Origin of the sequence: Dyella mobilis, from assembly GCF_016904945.1 — a bacterium.
Lineage (GTDB): Bacteria > Pseudomonadota > Gammaproteobacteria > Xanthomonadales > Rhodanobacteraceae > Dyella_B > Dyella_B mobilis.
Genome location: NZ_JADIKF010000040.1, coordinates 244,321 through 261,294, shown reverse-complemented (window position 1 = coordinate 261,294; position 16,974 = coordinate 244,321). Strand labels below are relative to the sequence as shown.

The 16,974-nt window shown below is 62.4% G+C and carries 17 protein-coding genes; 13 read left to right on the top strand and 4 right to left on the bottom strand.

What is annotated here, in order from left to right; genetic code table 11:
- Window positions 1-19 precede the first annotated feature (19 nt).
- Both ISS99_RS17305 and ISS99_RS17300 read right to left on the bottom strand, forming a co-directional pair.
- Window positions 20-1,030 (bottom strand): sensor domain-containing diguanylate cyclase, encoded by a 1,011-nt coding sequence (locus ISS99_RS17305; protein WP_204632877.1) that lies wholly within the window; start codon window positions 1,028-1,030, stop codon window positions 20-22.
- On the bottom strand, window positions 1,020-1,229 hold the full coding sequence (locus ISS99_RS17300; RefSeq protein ID WP_204632876.1) for a hypothetical protein: 210 nt from the start codon (window positions 1,227-1,229) through the stop codon (window positions 1,020-1,022). Before ISS99_RS17300 ends, ISS99_RS17305 begins: the two co-directional genes overlap by 11 nt.
- A gap of 173 nt (window positions 1,230-1,402) precedes the next feature.
- On the opposite strand from ISS99_RS17300, the gene ISS99_RS17295 reads away from it, so the two are divergent.
- The gene (locus ISS99_RS17295; protein ID WP_239538158.1) at window positions 1,403-3,214 is read left to right on the top strand and encodes an alpha-L-fucosidase; all 1,812 of its coding nucleotides are present in this window, start codon (window positions 1,403-1,405) and stop codon (window positions 3,212-3,214) included.
- A 14-nt stretch (window positions 3,215-3,228) separates the two neighbouring features.
- On the opposite strand, the gene ISS99_RS17290 is transcribed toward ISS99_RS17295, so the two are convergent.
- On the bottom strand, window positions 3,229-3,477 hold the full coding sequence (locus tag ISS99_RS17290; RefSeq protein ID WP_204632875.1) for an XAC0095 family protein: 249 nt from the start codon (window positions 3,475-3,477) through the stop codon (window positions 3,229-3,231).
- 188 nt (window positions 3,478-3,665) lie between these two features.
- Here ISS99_RS17290 and ISS99_RS17285 point away from each other — a divergent pair, with 188 nt between their 5' ends.
- From ISS99_RS17285 to ISS99_RS17235, 11 genes are all read left to right on the top strand, one after another.
- The gene (locus ISS99_RS17285) at window positions 3,666-4,025 is read left to right on the top strand and encodes a helix-turn-helix domain-containing protein (RefSeq protein ID WP_204632874.1); all 360 of its coding nucleotides are present in this window, start codon (window positions 3,666-3,668) and stop codon (window positions 4,023-4,025) included.
- 128 nt (window positions 4,026-4,153) lie between these two features.
- The gene (locus tag ISS99_RS17280) at window positions 4,154-4,537 is read left to right on the top strand and encodes a cupin domain-containing protein (RefSeq protein ID WP_239538156.1); all 384 of its coding nucleotides are present in this window, start codon (window positions 4,154-4,156) and stop codon (window positions 4,535-4,537) included.
- Between the two features lie 27 nt (window positions 4,538-4,564).
- On the top strand, window positions 4,565-5,191 hold the full coding sequence (locus ISS99_RS17275; protein ID WP_204632873.1) for a hypothetical protein: 627 nt from the start codon (window positions 4,565-4,567) through the stop codon (window positions 5,189-5,191).
- A 216-nt stretch (window positions 5,192-5,407) separates the two neighbouring features.
- Window positions 5,408-7,081, top strand: coding sequence for a PQQ-dependent sugar dehydrogenase (locus tag ISS99_RS17270; protein WP_239538154.1), 1,674 nt, complete (start codon window positions 5,408-5,410; stop codon window positions 7,079-7,081).
- Between the two features lie 99 nt (window positions 7,082-7,180).
- Complete coding sequence (locus ISS99_RS17265; RefSeq protein WP_204632872.1) at window positions 7,181-8,281, top strand: sensor histidine kinase; 1,101 nt, start codon at window positions 7,181-7,183, stop codon at window positions 8,279-8,281.
- On the top strand, window positions 8,278-9,039 hold the full coding sequence (locus ISS99_RS17260) for a LytR/AlgR family response regulator transcription factor (RefSeq protein ID WP_204632871.1): 762 nt from the start codon (window positions 8,278-8,280) through the stop codon (window positions 9,037-9,039). Before ISS99_RS17265 ends, ISS99_RS17260 begins: the two co-directional genes overlap by 4 nt.
- A 168-nt stretch (window positions 9,040-9,207) precedes the next feature.
- Window positions 9,208-10,608: a serine hydrolase domain-containing protein gene (locus ISS99_RS17255; RefSeq protein WP_204632870.1), complete on the top strand. Its 1,401-nt coding sequence runs from the start codon at window positions 9,208-9,210 to the stop codon at window positions 10,606-10,608.
- An 80-nt stretch (window positions 10,609-10,688) separates the two neighbouring features.
- Window positions 10,689-11,261, top strand: a complete 573-nt coding sequence (locus ISS99_RS17250; protein WP_204632869.1) for a hypothetical protein — start codon at window positions 10,689-10,691, stop codon at window positions 11,259-11,261.
- Window positions 11,262-11,648: 387 nt separating this feature from the next.
- On the top strand, window positions 11,649-11,849 hold the full coding sequence (locus tag ISS99_RS17245) for a DUF6229 family protein (RefSeq protein ID WP_204632868.1): 201 nt from the start codon (window positions 11,649-11,651) through the stop codon (window positions 11,847-11,849).
- Window positions 11,850-11,855: 6 nt separating this feature from the next.
- Window positions 11,856-14,735 (top strand): type 2 lanthipeptide synthetase LanM family protein, encoded by a 2,880-nt coding sequence (locus ISS99_RS17240; RefSeq protein ID WP_204632867.1) that lies wholly within the window; start codon window positions 11,856-11,858, stop codon window positions 14,733-14,735.
- 222 nt (window positions 14,736-14,957) lie between these two features.
- Window positions 14,958-15,200 carry a hypothetical protein gene (locus ISS99_RS17235; protein ID WP_204632866.1) on the top strand — a complete coding sequence of 81 codons (243 nt, stop codon included), beginning with the start codon at window positions 14,958-14,960 and terminating at the stop codon, window positions 15,198-15,200.
- Window positions 15,201-15,279: 79 nt separating this feature from the next.
- Here ISS99_RS17235 and ISS99_RS17230 read toward each other — a convergent pair whose 3' ends face one another.
- On the bottom strand, window positions 15,280-16,095 hold the full coding sequence (locus ISS99_RS17230; protein WP_204632865.1) for an SDR family NAD(P)-dependent oxidoreductase: 816 nt from the start codon (window positions 16,093-16,095) through the stop codon (window positions 15,280-15,282).
- 110 nt (window positions 16,096-16,205) lie between these two features.
- Here ISS99_RS17230 and tpiA point away from each other — a divergent pair, with 110 nt between their 5' ends.
- Entirely contained in the window at window positions 16,206-16,955 is a 750-nt protein-coding gene (gene tpiA / locus ISS99_RS17225; protein ID WP_204632864.1) for a triose-phosphate isomerase, read from the top strand.
- Window positions 16,956-16,974: the final 19 nt, after the last annotated feature.

Genomic DNA, 16,974 nt, shown 5'->3' with positions numbered 1-16,974 from the left:
ATTCAACAGTCCAGCAGATTCAGGCTTCCACCCGGTTGCGTCCGCGGAGCTTGGCCCGGTAGAGGGCCATGTCTGCCGCCTGCATCATCTGCAACGGATCGTCGCCCTCGGCGGGGATCTGGCCGGCCACACCGATACAGACCGTGCCGGTGATGTTGTCGTTTTCGGCCTTGAACAGCACGGTTCGCTCGATCCCACGCCGGATCGTTTCGGCCAGTAGTTGCGCCTTGTCGGGCGAGGTGCGTGGAAGTAGCACGGCAAATTCCTCGCCGCCGTAGCGCGCCACCACGTCACCGGCCCTGGCGGCCATGGTTCGCAGTGCCAATGCCACCATTTTCAACGCGTCGTCGCCGCGCAGGTGACCAAAGTCGTCATTCAGATGCTTGAAATGGTCAACGTCGACCAGCAGCAGGCTCAATGGCGTGTGTGCACGCGCCGCGCGCCGCCACTCCTGCTCGAACACTTCGTCGAAACGGCGGCGGTTGAGCACGCCCGTCAGGCTGTCGGTGGACGCCAACACTTTGAGCTGCCCGTTCAGCACTTCCATTTCCGCCTTGGCGACACTCAATTGCACGTTGACGTGGATCAGCTGCAGGTACTGCTCGATCACGTCGCGAAACTGCGTCAGCAGGTGCTCGTGCAGTTGGCTATAGGCGTTTTTCTTGTTGTCCAGCACGCAGATCGTGCCGAACGGCGTCTGGTCCGGCCAGCGGATCGGAAAGCCCAGATAGGACACCATGTTGAGCCTGATGTCCGGGTTGTTCCGCCAGTGCTCGTCCTGCCGTGCATCGGGCACCAGCAGTTGGGTATTTTTGCGGATCACGGTTTCGCAATACAGGCCTGAGCCGGGCAGCTTTTCGCGATCGCCGGGGTGATAGGGATTGCCTTCGGTCTGGCTGGAAACGAGAACCTGGATGTCGTCATCCACGATGCGCATGATCAGGCCCGCCGGCACGGCGATGATCTTCGCCATGGTGTCGACGATGTTCTGCCACTTTTCCAGCACGCCGCCGGGAATATCAATGTGCATACGACACGGTTACCAGGATGAAACCCAGGCACGCCAGCACGAACAGCAGGGTGGCTGAGGCGAGCAGCAGGGTTTCCATCGCCGCACGGCTGAATAGTCGCGTCAGCAGCGCATGCATGGCCGGCCAGTGCATGGCGCGCAACACGGGAACGAGATGAAAGGCGCCATGTCCGCTAAAGAGATGAGTTGTCTGCCACATCGGAGTACCCCCGTGCAGTCAACGCGGAATTCCATTCCGGCGAAGAATAATGGGCAGTGTCGGCAGGCGAGGGCCCTGGCGATATCAGAAAAGTCCGAAAAGGCGACCGCTGCCCCGGTAAATAAGCCGAGCGTGTACATTCGGGCGTTCCATCATCGAAAGGTGCGCAGCGCATGGGGAAAGGTGTGAAGGGGAAGCGGGCAGGGTTCTGGTTGCTGGCCGGCATGGCCTGGTGCGGACTGAGTCCGCTGGCTGCGGCAACAGATACGACGGCCCCGGCGCAGCGCCCGCTCGACCAGCCGCAGCTTCCGTCTGGCCCGGGGCCGAGCGCACAGACCATCAAGGCCTGGCAGGACCGCAAGTTCGGCATGTTCATCCACTTCGGCCTGTATTCCCTGGCCGGCGGCACCTGGAACGGGAAGCGCGTGGATAACGGCTACAGCGAGCAAATACTCGCCAATGCGCCCATACCGCCCAAGGACTATGAGGCATTGGCCGCGCGCTTCGACCCCGTGCACTTCGACGCCGACGCGATCGTGGCGCTGGCGAAAGCGGCGGGCATGAAATTCATCGTGATCACCGCCAAGCACCACGACGGCTTCAATCTGTTCCAGACGGCGCAGACGCCTTACAACGTGGTGGACGACACGCCTTACCACAAGGACATCGTCAAGCAATTGGCGGAGGCCTGTGCACGCGGTGGACTGAAGTTCGGCGTCTATTACTCCACCATCGACTGGCATCATCCCGGCGGCAACACCTACATCGAAAGCAACAGCAATCCCATCACCGCCGGCCAGGAGGCGTTCAACGTCGCCCAGCTGAAAGAACTGATGGGCCACTACGGCCCCATTTCCGAAATCTGGTTCGACATGGGCAAGCCCACGCCGGCGCAAAGCGCGCACTTCGCGCAAACCGTGCATGCGTTGCAACCGCAAACCATGATCTCCGGCCGCGTCTGGAACTACTACGGCGATTTCGCCGTGATGGGCGACAACGCCGAGCCTTCGGTAGCGATCGAGCTGCCCTGGCAGACGCCGGCATCGATGTTTCCCGAGACCTGGGGCTATCGCTCCTGGCAGCAGCGCACGGATCTGCCCGGCAAGATCCGCGAGAACATTGCGCGGCTGGTGCGCGTGGTGAGTGGCGGCGGCAACTACATCCTCAATATCGGGCCGGAGGGCGACGGTTCGGTGGTGCCTTACGAAGCGCAGGTATTGCGCGGCATCGGCGCCTGGCTGAAACGCAATGGCGGGGCCATCTACGGCACACGCAAGCAACCCTTCGCCGCGCTGGACTTTGGCTATGCGACGGTAGGTCAGCATGCGATCTATCTGTTTGTAGACAAGCTGCCGCCGGATCATCGGCTTCACCTGCACGGTTTGGGCGATACCGCCCTGGGCCGCGCCTATCGGTTGGGATCGCCGCAGAGCACCGTCGCCGTCCAGCGAGATGGCGACGACCTGATCATTTCGCTCGACCAACTGGCCGGATGGCCGATGAAGGACGCCGGTGGTACCGACGTCGACAGCTTCATGCCGGTGGTCGTGCTGCCGCTGGAAGGGCCGCTGCACGTACTCCCGCCCACCATCGCGGCGGCTTCCAATGGCCGCTTCCATCTGCTGCCAACGCAGGCCGAGCACTATCTCAACTACAACGGCGAAGGATACGAAGCTCCCGACACGCTGTACAAATTGAGCTGGCAGTTGGATGCGCCCGCCCGCAGCTACACGCTTACGCTTCACTACTTGCCCGCAGCCAGCAGCGCCGAGGTCGATGTATGGGTGGATGGACAGCACCATCGCCTGAAACTTGCCGTTGCCGCCACGGGCAAGCCGCAGGAAGCCAGTGCAACGATCACCGTGCAGCGCGACCCGGCTGCGCATCCTCACGCCATGCCATTGGAACTGACGCCGCCTGCGCCGTTCGAGCAGGGCACGCCGCTGCCGGTAAAGGTGCAGTCCGTCGATCTGGCGCCGCAGTGATGGCCGGGGAAAGATCAGAAGACCAGGTTTTTGCCGCATAGATCCACCACCTCGTCCACGCGTTGGGCGAGGTGCTCGAAGCAGTGCGCCATCGTGTTGCGACATACCAGCACCTGGCGTTCCCGGTTGGCCTGGCGCTCGGCAATACTGGCGAGCAGACGCAGTTCGTCGCGCAGATTGCACAGAATGCGATAGCCCTCCGGACTGAGCGTGATCGCGGCGATCAGGGAAGGACTACGTGAAGTGGGGGCATTGTCTGCCATGACTTTGGCTCCTTGAACAAGGGATGCGCTCACCGGCGCGAAGGCGATACTTGCCGAGCGATTCGCCCCGCAGCACTGCCACAGCCTAAGTTTAGTGATTTTGCGAAGTTGTAATATGGGTATAAACCTGACTTTCGCGTAAACATTATCCGGATAATAACGTCGTCGCCCACCTAACGAGGGACGTTATGAAGCGCAAGGGCATTCATTCGCCAGAGCATCGCGAACTGGTCGCTTTGCTGTTCGATCTACGTCGTAAGCGTGATCTGACGCAGTCGGAAGCTGCGGAGGCACTCGGTCGAGGTCAGACCTATGTGTCGGCGGTGGAAGTCGGTCGTCGCGGCATCGATTTGTTGCAGATTCGTGAATTCTGCGCCGTGTACGACACCGGCTTCGTCGAGTTTGCCGAGCAATTCGAAAAGCGCCTGAAGGCCGCTACGAGCAAGGATCGGCCGCCCAGGCTCTCCCCGCGCAAGCGGGCGCCGGCAAAGAAGGCAGCCAAGCCGGCGGCCAAGCCGAAGAAAGGCAAAGCCTCCAAGAGCCGATGAGCAATCGGCGCAGCGTCCAGGCGCTGCGCCGAACGATGGATGCGAGGATGCCATTCGGCACTGCATAAACGGCGCCGGCGCGGTTATGTTCCGAGCGATCGAAACTACTTGCAGGATCGCGTGCGCTCATGAAGAAGTCGCTTACCCACGTGTTGTCGACCGTGCAGCACTTGCCCGACCGCACGCCGGAAATGGCATTCGGCGACATGCCCAGCGAAGCCTTTGCCGAAGTCGCGCCGTACCGCGACGGCGCGGTGTACGTGAGCTACTACTCCGGTTCCAGCGAATGGGAGCGCCATCCGAACGGCGACGAAGTGGTGATGGTGCTGGAAGGCACAACCACCGTCATTCTGTGGAGAGACGCGAGGGAAGAGCGCCACTTTCTCGCCGCGGATGAACTCATCGTGGTACCCCAGGGAATGTGGCACCGTTTTGAAGGTTCCGAACGCCTCAAAGTGATGACGATCACGCCCCAACCTACGGAACACCGTCTCGAAACGCCAGCCACCTGAGGTGGCATCTTTGACCGGGGGATTATCGTGATCCAGCTGCTCGTCAACGATTCGAACGCAAGCGCCGATGCCACCAGCCAGACTGCATTCGGCGGCCTGCCGAGCGCAGGCGAGGGTGGCCTGCATTGGCCAATCTGCAAGACCTGTCACGGCCACATGCAGTTTCTCGGGCAGCTTCGCAGTGGTGAAGCGCTGGGCGACCGGTTGCTGTTGCTGTTCGAATGCCAGAACCGCCCCGGCTTGTGCGACGACTGGGATGCCGACGGCGGCGGCAATGCCGTGATGGTGGTGGCAACGGAATCACCACAACTGGTGCAGGCACCGCCGGTCGGCGAAACGACACGGCCCATTCGCCACGGCGCGAGCGTGGTGAGGGTGGAAGCGGGCAACTACGATCAGGCGCGACAGCAGTGGGCCAGCCAGGCCGGCAAGGCCGCGCGCGACGTGCTCGGGCAGCTTGGCGGCGAACCGTCGTGGATTCAGGGCGACGAAACACCTTCCTGCAATACGTGCGGCGAACGCATGGCTTTTGTCGCCCAGCTCGAAGAAGGCCCCGAAGCGCGAAGCGCCATGAATTTCGGCGGAGGCGGATGCGCTTATCTGTTTCAGTGCGGCGGCTGCGAGACATCGGCCAAGATGCTATGGCAGTGTTGAGTCGCCGCGTTGACTTGCCGGGCGCGGTTGGCCAGCGGGCAATCGGGCAAGATTCCTGCAGTATCGGGCATCGCGCCGTCGTAGTTTCAGCCTGACAATCCGGCGATCAGCTTTCACGCTGCGCGCAGGTGCGTCGAAGTAGGGTGCGGTTCGTTTCTGGATGACGCAGGGAAGGCATCATCGCTGTCTTTCACCTTTGTCGATCAAGGAACGCCCATGGCTATGCAGGCTTTGACAGGTTCGGGTTCCATGCGGTGGCCGTATCGGGTGCTCATCGGTGCGCTCCTCGCAAGCGCGGCAAGTTCCGGCTGGGGCGCTACGACGTTTCACGATGCGCCGGCATCCGCATCGTCAACCGCCAATCCCTATCATGGCCAGCCCGCCGCGATCGAAGCCGGCGGCACGTTGTATGCGGCGCATTGCGCCAGTTGCCATGGCGCGAGCGGGCAAGGTGCCGGCAACATTCCCGCGCTCGCTCAGGGCGCCACGCAGCAGGCGAGCGAAGGTGCGCTGTTTTGGTTCATCACGCACGGCTCGGTGGATAACGGCATGCCGGCATGGTCGAGCTTGCCTGCGCAACAGCGCTGGCAGATCGTGAGTTATGTGAAGAGTTTGCCGACCGCCAAGCCCGCCAACGTGGCCGAATCCGCTTCCACGCCATCCACCATCGACACGCCGCCACCGCGGCCGCCGTTTACCGATTTTCGCTACGAAGTGCCAGGCAAGGTACGCAAGATCACGCTGAGCGATTTGCCGCCGCCGTATGCCACTTCATCCGCCGGCAATGGCCCCACCATGGCGCCGCGCCCGGAAGGCGTCATGCCGGTTGCGCCTGCCGGCTTCAAGGTAAACCTGTACGCACAAGGGCTGGGAACGCCACGCGTGATTCGCGTGGCGCCCAACGGCGATATTTTTCTGGCCGAAAGCGGTAAGGGGCAGATCCGCATTTTTCGCGGCATGACCGCAGACGGCAAGCCGCGCGAAACCCAGGTGTTTGCCACCGGCCTCGATCGCCCCTACGGCATCGCTTTTTATCCGCTGGGGCCGAACCCGCAGTGGATCTATGTGGGCGACACCAATGCCGTCGTGCGTTTTCCTTATCGCAATGGCGATCTGCAAGCGCGAGGCAAAGCCGAACACGTGGTCGACTTGCCGCATGGCGATGGGCATTGGACGCGCGACGTGGCCTTTTCGCTGGATAACCGCACCATGTACGTGGCGGTGGGTTCCGGTTCCAACATCAACGATCCGGATACGCATCCGGCCGAGAAGGACCGCGCCGATATCCTGGCTTTCGATCCCGACGGCTCGCACCAGCGCATCTACGCCTGGGGCATCCGCAATCCGTCCGGCATCGCCGTCGATCCCGCCAACGGGCAGTTGTGGACCACGGTGAACGAACGCGACGGGCTGGGCGACAACCTCGTGCCCGACTACATCACCTCCGTGCGCGAAGGCGGTTTCTATGGGTGGCCGTGGTGGTACATGGGATCGCACCAGGATCCACGTCACGAGGGCAAGCATCCCGAGCTGAAGGACAAAGTGATCACGCCGGATGTGATCCTGCAACCGCACAATGCATCCTTGCAGATCACCTTCTACGAAGCCGATCGCTTTCCCACCGAGTACAAGGGCGACCTGTTCGCCGCCGAGCACGGTTCGTGGAACCGTTCCACGCGCGTGGGCTACGAGGTGATTCGCATTCCGCGCCATCACACCACCAAGGCCAGTGGCGAATACCAGGATTTCCTCACCGGCTTCGTGTTGCCCGATGGGCGCGTGTGGGGCCGGCCGGTAAGCGTCGTCGCTGCGCCGGACGGCTCCTTGCTGGTGACCGACGACGGCTCCAATTCGATCTGGCGTGTCGATTACGTCGGCGCGGGCAAGTAAGCGCATCGATGACGGGCGGGCTTTACTCAAAGCCGTGATGTGACGGGTCGCGACACGATAGACTCGCGCCATCGCATACGAGCGCTTAGGGGTGAGCCCTTGCTTAGCTTAGAGCTGGACAAGCCGGCCTTCATGCAGCGCAAGAGCGCGTGGCTGATGCTATGGCTCGGCGTGCTGGTGCTGATCGGCCTGCTCAATGCCTTGCATCGCTATCTCAACAACGTGTCGGCCGGCGCACCGGCACTGTTTGCCGTCAACCTGATCGAAGAGATGACCGGCAGCCTCAGCTTCGGCCTGATGATGCCGGTGCTGATCCTGGCGCTGCGAAAGATCCGCAATGTACAACCGTTGTGGCTGCGCCTGAGTTGCCACGTACCCGTGCTGATCGTGCTTTCCGTGCTGCATACCAGCCTGATGTGGGGTTCGCGGGTGGTGTTGTTCGCGCTCGGCGGCTTGGGTACCTACCGCTATGGCGTTACCTCGTGGCGCTACCTGATGGAGTTTCCCAGCGACGTGTTCTACTACCTGCTGGTAGCGGCCGTCCTGTGGTTGCTCGATCGTTACCGCGAGGCGCAGCAGCGCGAGTTGCGGGCAGTACAGTTGGAATCGGCTTTGTCGGAGGCTCGGTTGGATGCCTTGCGCCTGCAATTGAATCCGCACTTCCTGTTCAACACGCTCAACGCCGTTTCGTCCATCATGTACGACCAGCCGCGCGTGGCGGACGAAATGCTGGCACGCATCGGCGACTTGCTGCGCGCGACGCTCAACGCCAAAAAGCAGGAACATCCGCTCGGAGAAGAATGGCGCTTGCTGGCGCTTTACCTGGATATCCAGCGCGCCCGCTTCGGCGAGCAACTGGTGGTCGACATCGAGGCGGATCCCGCACTGGATGGTTATCGCGTGCCGTTCCTGGTGCTGCAGCCGCTGGTCGAGAATGCCATCGAACACGGCGGCGGAGCGACTCGGCACATCGATATCCAGGCCGCGCGAATTGCCGCGCAGTTGGAAATCCGTATTCGCAACGACGGCGCGGCCGTCGGCGAGAACACTCATAGCGGCCACGGAATCGGCCTGGGCAATGTCGAGGCGCGCTTGCAGCACTTGTATGGCGATGCTGCGGGCGTGCAACTGGAACGCCGCGAAGGGCAGGGCGCTACCGTTCGCGTGTGGTTGCCGCTGCCCGGGGAGCAGCCGGCATGAGCTTGCGCGTGCTGATCGTCGATGACGAAGCGCCTGCGCGAGACAAACTGCGGCGCTACCTGGCTGCCTACGAAGACGTGCAGGTGGCCGGCCTGGCCGCCAACGGAAGCGAGGCTCTTACGCTGATCGTGCGCGAGCAACCCGACGTGGTGCTGCTGGATATCAACATGCCCGATATGGACGGTTTCGCCGTTCTGCGGGCACTGGGCGAACCGTTGCCGGCCGAAATCGTTTTCGTTACTGCACGCGACGACAAGGCCCTGCAAGCCTTCGAAGTACATGCTTTCGACTATCTGCTGAAGCCGGTCAGCCCCACGCGCTTCGACAAGCTCATGCAGCGTCTGCGCGAACGGCTGATGCCCAGGAACGATACCGGCCGGCGCCTGGATGCCTTGCTCGAAACCTTGCCCGCGCCGGCGCACTACCTGGAACACGTCCTGGCACAGGCAGGCGAGGGCGCGCGGCTGATCCGCGTGGAGCGCATCAGCCGCATCGAATCGAGCCGCAATTATCTGGATGTGTATGCGGAAGGCAGCTGCCACCGCCTGCGCGGCACGCTGGAAAACATGCTGTCGCGCTTGAACCCATTGCGCTTCGCACGTATCAACCGCTCTACGCTGGTGCGCCTGGATGCCATCCAGGAAGTGCAGCCGTGGCCGGATGGCGAATACCGGTTGTTGCTCGATGATGGTGCGCGGGTGACCTGGACGCGCCGTTACCTGGAAAACCTGCCCCCGGGAATGTCGCTGAAGTTGTAAAGCGACACGTTCCCTCTCCTCTCCGGGGAGAGGGGGCAGGGCGGCTCGGGTTGCTCATGGGCGCCGGCCTTCGTCCCGCCCGCACCGGCCTTCGTCCCAGCCAACCCTCAGCCATTCCCAAGCCAGGCGCATCCTCACCGTCGACATCCATCGACAAGAGGCAAGAACGTGATAAAGCGCATCGCCATCGGAACGGGCTTATTGTTGCTGGCAACCGCCGCGGGATTTGCCGCGGTCTACCGGCCGGACCAGGCGGCAAGCGTCGGCGCCGGCATGGCCGCGCACAACCTGTGTTCCGCGGTTTTCATTGCCGGCCTCGATCCGCAAGCCACCTTGAAGGAACTGGTGCAGCCGATCATCGGCGAACCGTTGGGGCGCCACCTGAGCTACCGCGTCGATCGTAAAAATCGGCGGGTGGATACTACCTTTCTCGGTCTGTTCCACGCCACGGCCGAATTTACGCCCGGCTACGGCTGCCGCCTCGTCTTTGCCGATACGCCGCCCGCACCGGTACCGCGCACACTGCTGCCGGCAACCGTCACCGACGATGGCTTTGCTCCCGCAGACCCGGTGACGAGCAGCAATTCTGCGATCAACGCCGCACTGGACCGGGTCTTCGACGAGCACCCCGGCGAAAAAATCAAGGACGTAAAAGCCGTGGTGATCGTGAAAGACGACCACGTTATCGCCGAGCGTTATGCACCGGGTTTTGACGTAAATACGCCCTTGCTGAGCTATTCCGCCGCCAAGTCGTTCACCAATGCATTGCTGGGTGTGCTGGTACGGCAAGGCCGCCTGCGCGTGGATCAACCGGTGAATGCGCCGGAGTGGCGTAGCCCAGGCGATCCACGTGCCTCCATCACCATCGAAGACCTGTTGCGCATGCGCAGCGGATTGGATGTCGAAGAAGAAGCCAACGGCTTCAGCCCGGTCGGTCACATGGAGTATCTCTTTGACGATATGGCCGCGTTCGCTGCCCAACATCCGCTGCGTCGGCCGATCGGCACCGAGTGGGATTACACCTCGGGCAATACGCTGATCCTGGATCGACTGCTTGGCCACACAGTCGGCGGCGGCGCGGCAGGCATGCGCAGCTTCGCCGAACGCGAACTGCTGATACCAGCAGGCCTGAGCAACCTGACGATGGAGTTCGACGGCAGTGGCAGCTTTTTCGGCTCATCGTATGTCTACGCCCCGGCACGCACCTATGCACGCTTCGGTCAGCTTTATCTCCACGACGGCGTAGCGCCCAACGGCCAGCGCATACTGCCGGAAGGCTGGGTGGCCTGGTCAAAACGCTCCACGTTGGGTACGCCCTACGGTGCCGGTTTCTGGACCAACGACGGACCCAGCCGCGCCGCGGCCTACAGGGTGGCGCACGGCTTTCCCAAGGATGGCTTCTACGCCAGCGGTTTTCTGGGCCAGCGCATTTACATCATTCCCTCGCAGCATCTGGTGATCGTGCGCTTCGGTTATTCGCGGCCGCCGGCATTCGGCATGGATGACGATCTTGCCCTGATCGACGCCGTGATCCACGCCACGCAAACCCAGACCGTTGCGACGCACTGAAACGAGGGAGTACTTTCGGCCCTGCCTGCGCACGAGCCTACTCGCTAAAGTGCGCAGGCCAGGATGCCCGGAGTCGTACCATGCGTCGTCACACCTTCAGCTCGATCGCCATCACCCTGATGCTTGGCTGGAGCGCCACGGGATGGGCCAGCGATGCCATCACCGTATTCGGCATCACCTTGCACCAGCCCTTGCAGACCACCGAGTGCCTCAAGCGCCAGGACGACTATCTCTCCGACGACCACGAGCAGTGCTACAAATGGCCTGCCGGTGTCACCCCGTCGGACACCTTGCCTAAAGACGGGCAGATGATCGTCAACGTTCCGGTGGAAGACCGGCCCATGTACATGAGCGGCAGCGATGTCGTCGTGGGGTTGAAGAACGGCGTGGTGGTGAGCGTGTCGGCCAAGACGCACGGCACGGCGGGCGGCGGCGACGATATGCACTATTTGAAAGCGCAATTCGGCAAGCCCAAAGACGGACCGATGCTGTCGAACGTGCTTCCCAACACTTTTACCGCGGTGAGTGCGTACTGGTCGCTGTCCGACGATACGCAGGTTTACTACAACAGCGGAGAGTGGGGTCCTTACTATGGATTGGTGCGCGTGCAGACGCCGGATGCGAGTCAGCATCAGCAGGGCGTTTGGGATTGATGTAGACATGGCCAGTGTGTAGGTTGGGTTGCCCCGGACTTGATCGGGGGGTAACCCAACTGCCTTTTGGCAGACATGCGAAATTGCTGGGTTACGCTGCGCTAACCCAGCCTACGAGAGATATCTTTGCCTAGCATGAGCTCTCGTGACGGATGCGTGAATCACGAGAACATCGCAAGCGTTTCGCATCGCATTTCTCGCGTACTGGAAAATTGCATCGCACTGCACCAAGTGTACGTCGCGTGAAATCGCAAAAATAAATTGACTGGCGGTATTTTCTTGCACTACAAGATTGCGGCGTCTTCGCAATGAAGACGTTTTGTGTGTGGGGCAATTTCGAGTGACGTTCCTATCTTTCAACCTTTTGAATAAGGCAAGGAGAAAGTCATGCTTAGTGCTTCCCAAGATCAGATCAAGAGCTGGCGCAACAGTGCCGATGCCACCAGCCCGGCCGGCCCGCTCTTCGTCAGCGGCAGGTTTGCCGAGTCGGACATCGTTTCCAGCACCAACATCGTAACCGCCTACGCGGTTTGTTCTGGCCGTTGCGGTACGATTTGCAGCGGTTCGTCTCACGCCGAGTGCTGCTGAGCGAACGTGGCGTCATTCGCCATCGCTGAGAATTTCATCGCTTCACTGGGTTGCCTGTTTGCGCCGTCATTGGGCAGGCTGGCAACCCAGCTCATCCTCATTCCCGAGCTTTCGTCCGGCGAGCGCGAGGTGATCCTGGGGCAAACCCGGGACTCGCTGAGCAAAGCGCTGCACGCCAAGCTGACTCGCCTGCTGCTACTCGAATTGAATGCAGCGCGCGTCGAGGAGCGCCTGGAAGGCGCGGATGGGGCAGAGCGGTGGAACGATTTTATCGAGGCCTCCTCGCAACGCGAGTTCTGGCACGAGCTGACCGAGCACTATCCCTCGCTGATGCAGCGAGTGGAAAGTCTGATCGAGCATCGTTGCACCGCCTCGCATCTTTTCGCCAAGCGCTGGGCAAGCGATCGCGCCAGCCTTTCATCGCTGTGCGGCATGCCCGTCGGCGAATTGCAGGAGCTGAGTTTCGGCGCCGGCGACAGTCATCGCGGCGGCCTCACCGTGGCCTTGTTGCGTTGTAGCGGCGGCCGGTTGGTCTACAAGCCGCGCTCCGTGGCGGTGGACGTGGCATTGCAGAACTTCATCGCAGGCCTGGCCCAGGCGCACGGCAGCCCGCTGAGCATCCACGTGCCGCGCGTGATCGATCGCGGCGATTACGGCTGGTCGGCCTTCGTCGAGCACGAATATGCCAACGGCGACGAAGAACTCAGCAGCTTCTACACCGGTATCGGCTACTTGCTGGCGATCATGCATCTTCTCGGCGCCAGCGACCTGCATGCGGAAAACCTGATCGCGCATCGCGGCACGCCGGTCGTGGTGGATTGCGAAACACTGTTCACGCCCAGGCCGCCGATGCCGCCTTCCGGTTTCGGCCAGGCCTTGGACAAGGCCAGTGAACTGATCAACGGCACCGTGCTGCACATCGGCCTGCTGCCGGGACGCGCACAGGCGCTGGGTTGGCGCGGCATCGATTATTCCGGTGTCGGCCTGTTGCCGGGCGAGCAGCCGATGATGTCGCAACCGGTCATTCTCAACGCTGGTACGGATGAAGCTTGCCTTGGCTCCGCGCTGTTTCCCGTACCGATCGCGAAGAACCATCCGAGCCCCGAGCCTGCACTCGCCACCTACTGGCCCAAAGCACTGGAGGGTTTCGAGCGGCTCACCGACACCTTGCGCCGGCTCGACGAAGCCGGCGAACTGCAGCATCTTCTGCGCGGCTTCGACGATTGCCGCGTTCGCGTGGTAGTGCGGCCAACCGAAGCCTATGCCGAACTCGGCCGCATGCTGTGGCACCCCGTATCGCTGCACAACGAAGCGCAAGCCAAGCAACGCGCACGCGACCTGATGGCCAAGATGGCCACCAACATCGTGCTCGCGCCGGGCGATCCCGCGGTGATCGAAAGCGAGCTCGAAGATCTGCTGGTCGGCGACATTCCGTTTTTCAGCACCCTGGTGCACGACGGCCAATTGCACGGCTCACGCGGAGTTCGCTGGCTGCCGCCCGGACATCTGGCACACGCTGCATTACGAAACTGGCGCGCTTCCGACTTTGCGTTCGAGCGCAACGTGATCCGCGCCACCATGGTCAGCGCCTACCTCAACGATGGCTGGACCTCGCTGGGCACCACGCTGAAGCCATCCGCCATTCAACATGGCGACCTGGATGCACGTCGCCGCAAACACGCTGCGCACATCGTGCAAGAACTGGTGAGCAACGCCATTCGCGGGGAAGACGGCAGTGTGGCCTGGGTGGCACCGGTGCTGGATGTCACCGGCTGGTCGGTGCAACCGTTGGCGGCGGATCTGTACGGCGGCCTTTCCGGCGTCGCCTTGCTGGCCGCCGCCTACGTGCGCGAAATGCACGCGGGCCGTGCCGATCCCGTGGCGGGCATCGAAGTGCTTTCGCGCGACATCCAACACACCTTGTGGCTGGCCGAAACTCGCCTGGCCAGCATGGTGCACGGTGACATCAAAGTCCGGCCGCCGGCGCCGGGTGCCTACATCGGGCTGGGTGGGCAAATCTGGACCCTGCTGATGCTTGCGCAATGGGATGGTCACCGCGGTGACGAACTGCCGCGCGCCAAGGCCATGGCAGACGGCATCCTGGATGCTGCCGCGGCCGACGACATGCACGAAATGCTGACCGGCAAAGCGGGCGCCATTCCCGCCTTGCTGCTGTTGGCCAGGCAAAGCGGCGAATCGCATTACCTCGATATTGCCGCGCAACTCGGGCACCAGCTATGCGACGTGGCTCACCGTGAAGGCGACCGCGTCTGGTGGGTACACACGGAGCGGGCACCCACCGGACTGGGCGGTTTTTCGCATGGCGTAACCGGCATCGGCTGGGCGCTGAGCAAACTGGCGCGCGCCACCGGAGAGCAGCGCTTCGAACAGATGGCGCAGGCAGCGTTTTGTTTCGAAGACGCCACCTTCGATGAAGACGAGCAGGGCTGGACCGACCTGCGCGATCTCGGCGGCCCCAAAACCTCATCCGTGTGGTGCCACGGTTCCGTCGGCATCGGCCTGGCGCATCTCGACCTCGATCCCGGCATGCAACACCCGCGCACCCGCACCTTGCTGCAACGCGCCGCGCATTCCACCGCCAACCACGGCCTGGGCTGGAATCACTGCCTGTGCCACGGCGACCTGGGTGCCTGGGAATTGCTGGGTCAGGCGATCGCAGCCGGCGTTGCACCGCAGGGCATGACGCGCGACGGCATGCAGGCGTACCTGTTCAGCAGCCTGGAACAACACGGCCCCTACTGCGGCATGACCAGCGGCGTTTTCGTGCCCGGCCTGATGCCCGGCCTGGGCGGCGTTGCCTACCAGTTGCTGCGCATGCACCCGGAAAGCCACTTGCCATCTGTCTTGGTGCCAAGCACGCAGTGATTCCGATCAAGCCCCTCTCCCCTTTGGGGAGAGGGGTTGGGGTGAGGGGGCACTCGGAGTGCAACTTCAAAGACTTGCCACAAACTCACCTTCAACGAGCCAAAATCGTTAACCACACCACCTGCGCTTTCGTTACGGCCGGCTAACAACTCAAAGCGCACATTGAATGTCCACCCGGCAAAAGCGTGCCCACCCAACCCTGCCACGTGGTCGAGGCCTTTCATGAACAACCAAGGCACACCCCATACTCATTCGCCCTGGCGCCTCAGCACCTGGTCGGAATATTTCGTCCGCTTCATGCATCCGGCAACCGGCACGCAGCACCCTGAGCACATCACCCGTCGTCAGCAACTATTGGCCGAGCAGGATCGCAAACGCCAGGAGCGCCGCGCCCATGTGTTGGAATTGCTCAACGAGGTGAAGGAAAAGAATCATCCTCACCCGAAAGGGCCGATGCTGCCCTGAGCGACGGCTGGCCGATTCTTTGCGAACCGAACCCACTTATCTCCCTCCCCTGTGAGCGGGGGAGGGTGGGGCAAGGGAATTATTTCGACGACTCCTGCGCCCGATAGCGCTTGGACTGCTTCGCCGAAACCTTCATCGCCATCCTGTCCGGCATCAACTTGAACAAGCTCTTCACCGTGCGATTGAAACGCCCGGTGACGTAAACCGCATCGCCGCGTTCCACTGCATCGATGCCTTCCTGCACCACCTGTTCCGCCGTTTGCCACATGAAATCCGGCAGCTTGTTCATCATCGAGCGCGTGCCGGTGACATCGTGAAACTCCGACTTGGTAAAGCCCGGGCACAACGCACACGCATGCACGCCCACGGCGCTGCCTTCCAACGCCAGCGATTGCGAAAACTTGATCATGTACGCCTTGCTGGCCGCATACAGCGTATGTCCCGCCGTACCCGGCACGTGTCCGGCCAATGAAGCCACGTTGATGATTCGCCCGTAACGGCGTTCGCGCATGCCGCGGATCAAACGCCAGGCCAGTTCGGTCGGCGCGGTCATCAGCACGCGGATAAAGTCGGCATGCACCGGCCAGTCCACCTGATCGAAACGCCCCGGCACGCCATAGCCGGCATTGTTGATCAGCCAATCCACCTGCAAACCGCGTTCGCTCAGCGTCTGGCAAAGCTGTTCCACTGCGTGCGGTTCGGCCAGGTCGTTGGTGATCACGCTGGCGTTGATGCCGTGCGCACTCTGCAACTGTGCTGCCAGGGTTTCCAGGCGATCGGTACGCCGCGCCGTCAACACCACATCGTGGCCGCGTGCCGCTAGCGCTCGCGCGAATGCCTCGCCGATACCGGCAGAAGCCCCCGTGATCAGGCTGAGCGGACGTGCTTGAGTCATGCGGCGGTTTCCTTAGATCGAGTGAAATGAATAAATGCGGCAACGCGCATTGCTGTCCGCTGCGCACGCTGGTTAAGCTTGCCAGCTTTCGTTTTGCAGCGGACGCACTCATGCGCAAGAAACTCGTCGCCGGTAACTGGAAAATGCACGGCAGCCGCTCGATGGCCGAAGCCCTGGTGCACGACATCGTGCAAGCCAAGCCGGCCGATGTGGATGTACTGGTCTGCCCGCCGTTTCCCTACCTGGCCACCCTCGCTGCGGCGCACGCCGGCTCCGGCCTGGCCTTCGGTGCCCAGGATGTGAGCGAGCACGAAGGGCAGGGTGCCTACACCGGCGAAGTGGCCGCCGCCATGGTGGCCGATGTCGGCGCCCAATGGACCCTGGTGGGTCACTCCGAGCGCCGCCAGTACCACCGCGAAAGCAACGAACAGGTGGCGCGCAAGTTCGCCGCCGCCCGCGCGGCCGGCCTCACCCCCATCCTGTGCGTGGGCGAGACCCTGGCCCAGCGCGAAGCCGGCGAAACCGAGGCCGTGATCGCCGCCCAGCTGCAGGCCGTGATCGCGCTGAACGGCATAGCCAGCTTCGACACCGCCGTGGTGGCCTACGAACCGGTCTGGGCCATCGGCACCGGCCACACCGCCACCCCGCAGCAGGCACAGGACGTGCATGCATTCATCCGTAGCCAACTCGCCCAGGGGGATGCTATGATTGCCCGTCTGACTCGGCTGCTTTACGGCGGCAGCGTCAAAGCGGCCAATGCTGCAGAGCTTTTTGCGCAGCCGGACGTGGATGGGGGCCTGATCGGAGGCGCGGCATTGATCGCTGCCGACTTCATCGCCATCTGCCACGCCGCCCACTGAGCGACACCAGACCCTACGC

Excerpts from the sequence above, each read along its gene's own strand:
- ISS99_RS17305 (WP_204632877.1), bottom strand. The coding sequence starts at position 1,030 with ATGCACATTGATATTCCCGGCGGCGTGCTGGAAAAGTGGCAGAACATC.
- ISS99_RS17300 (WP_204632876.1), bottom strand. The coding sequence starts at position 1,229 with ATGTGGCAGACAACTCATCTCTTTAGCGGACATGGCGCCTTTCATCTC.
- ISS99_RS17295 (WP_239538158.1), top strand. The coding sequence starts at position 1,403 with ATGGGGAAAGGTGTGAAGGGGAAGCGGGCAGGGTTCTGGTTGCTGGCC.
- ISS99_RS17290 (WP_204632875.1), bottom strand. The coding sequence starts at position 3,477 with ATGGCAGACAATGCCCCCACTTCACGTAGTCCTTCCCTGATCGCCGCG.
- ISS99_RS17285 (WP_204632874.1), top strand. The coding sequence starts at position 3,666 with ATGAAGCGCAAGGGCATTCATTCGCCAGAGCATCGCGAACTGGTCGCT.
- ISS99_RS17280 (WP_239538156.1), top strand. The coding sequence starts at position 4,154 with ATGAAGAAGTCGCTTACCCACGTGTTGTCGACCGTGCAGCACTTGCCC.
- ISS99_RS17270 (WP_239538154.1), top strand. The coding sequence starts at position 5,408 with ATGGCTATGCAGGCTTTGACAGGTTCGGGTTCCATGCGGTGGCCGTAT.
- ISS99_RS17260 (WP_204632871.1), top strand. The coding sequence starts at position 8,278 with ATGAGCTTGCGCGTGCTGATCGTCGATGACGAAGCGCCTGCGCGAGAC.
- ISS99_RS17250 (WP_204632869.1), top strand. The coding sequence starts at position 10,689 with ATGCGTCGTCACACCTTCAGCTCGATCGCCATCACCCTGATGCTTGGC.
- ISS99_RS17245 (WP_204632868.1), top strand. The coding sequence starts at position 11,649 with ATGCTTAGTGCTTCCCAAGATCAGATCAAGAGCTGGCGCAACAGTGCC.
- ISS99_RS17235 (WP_204632866.1), top strand. The coding sequence starts at position 14,958 with ATGAACAACCAAGGCACACCCCATACTCATTCGCCCTGGCGCCTCAGC.
- ISS99_RS17230 (WP_204632865.1), bottom strand. The coding sequence starts at position 16,095 with ATGACTCAAGCACGTCCGCTCAGCCTGATCACGGGGGCTTCTGCCGGT.
- tpiA (WP_204632864.1), top strand. The coding sequence starts at position 16,206 with ATGCGCAAGAAACTCGTCGCCGGTAACTGGAAAATGCACGGCAGCCGC.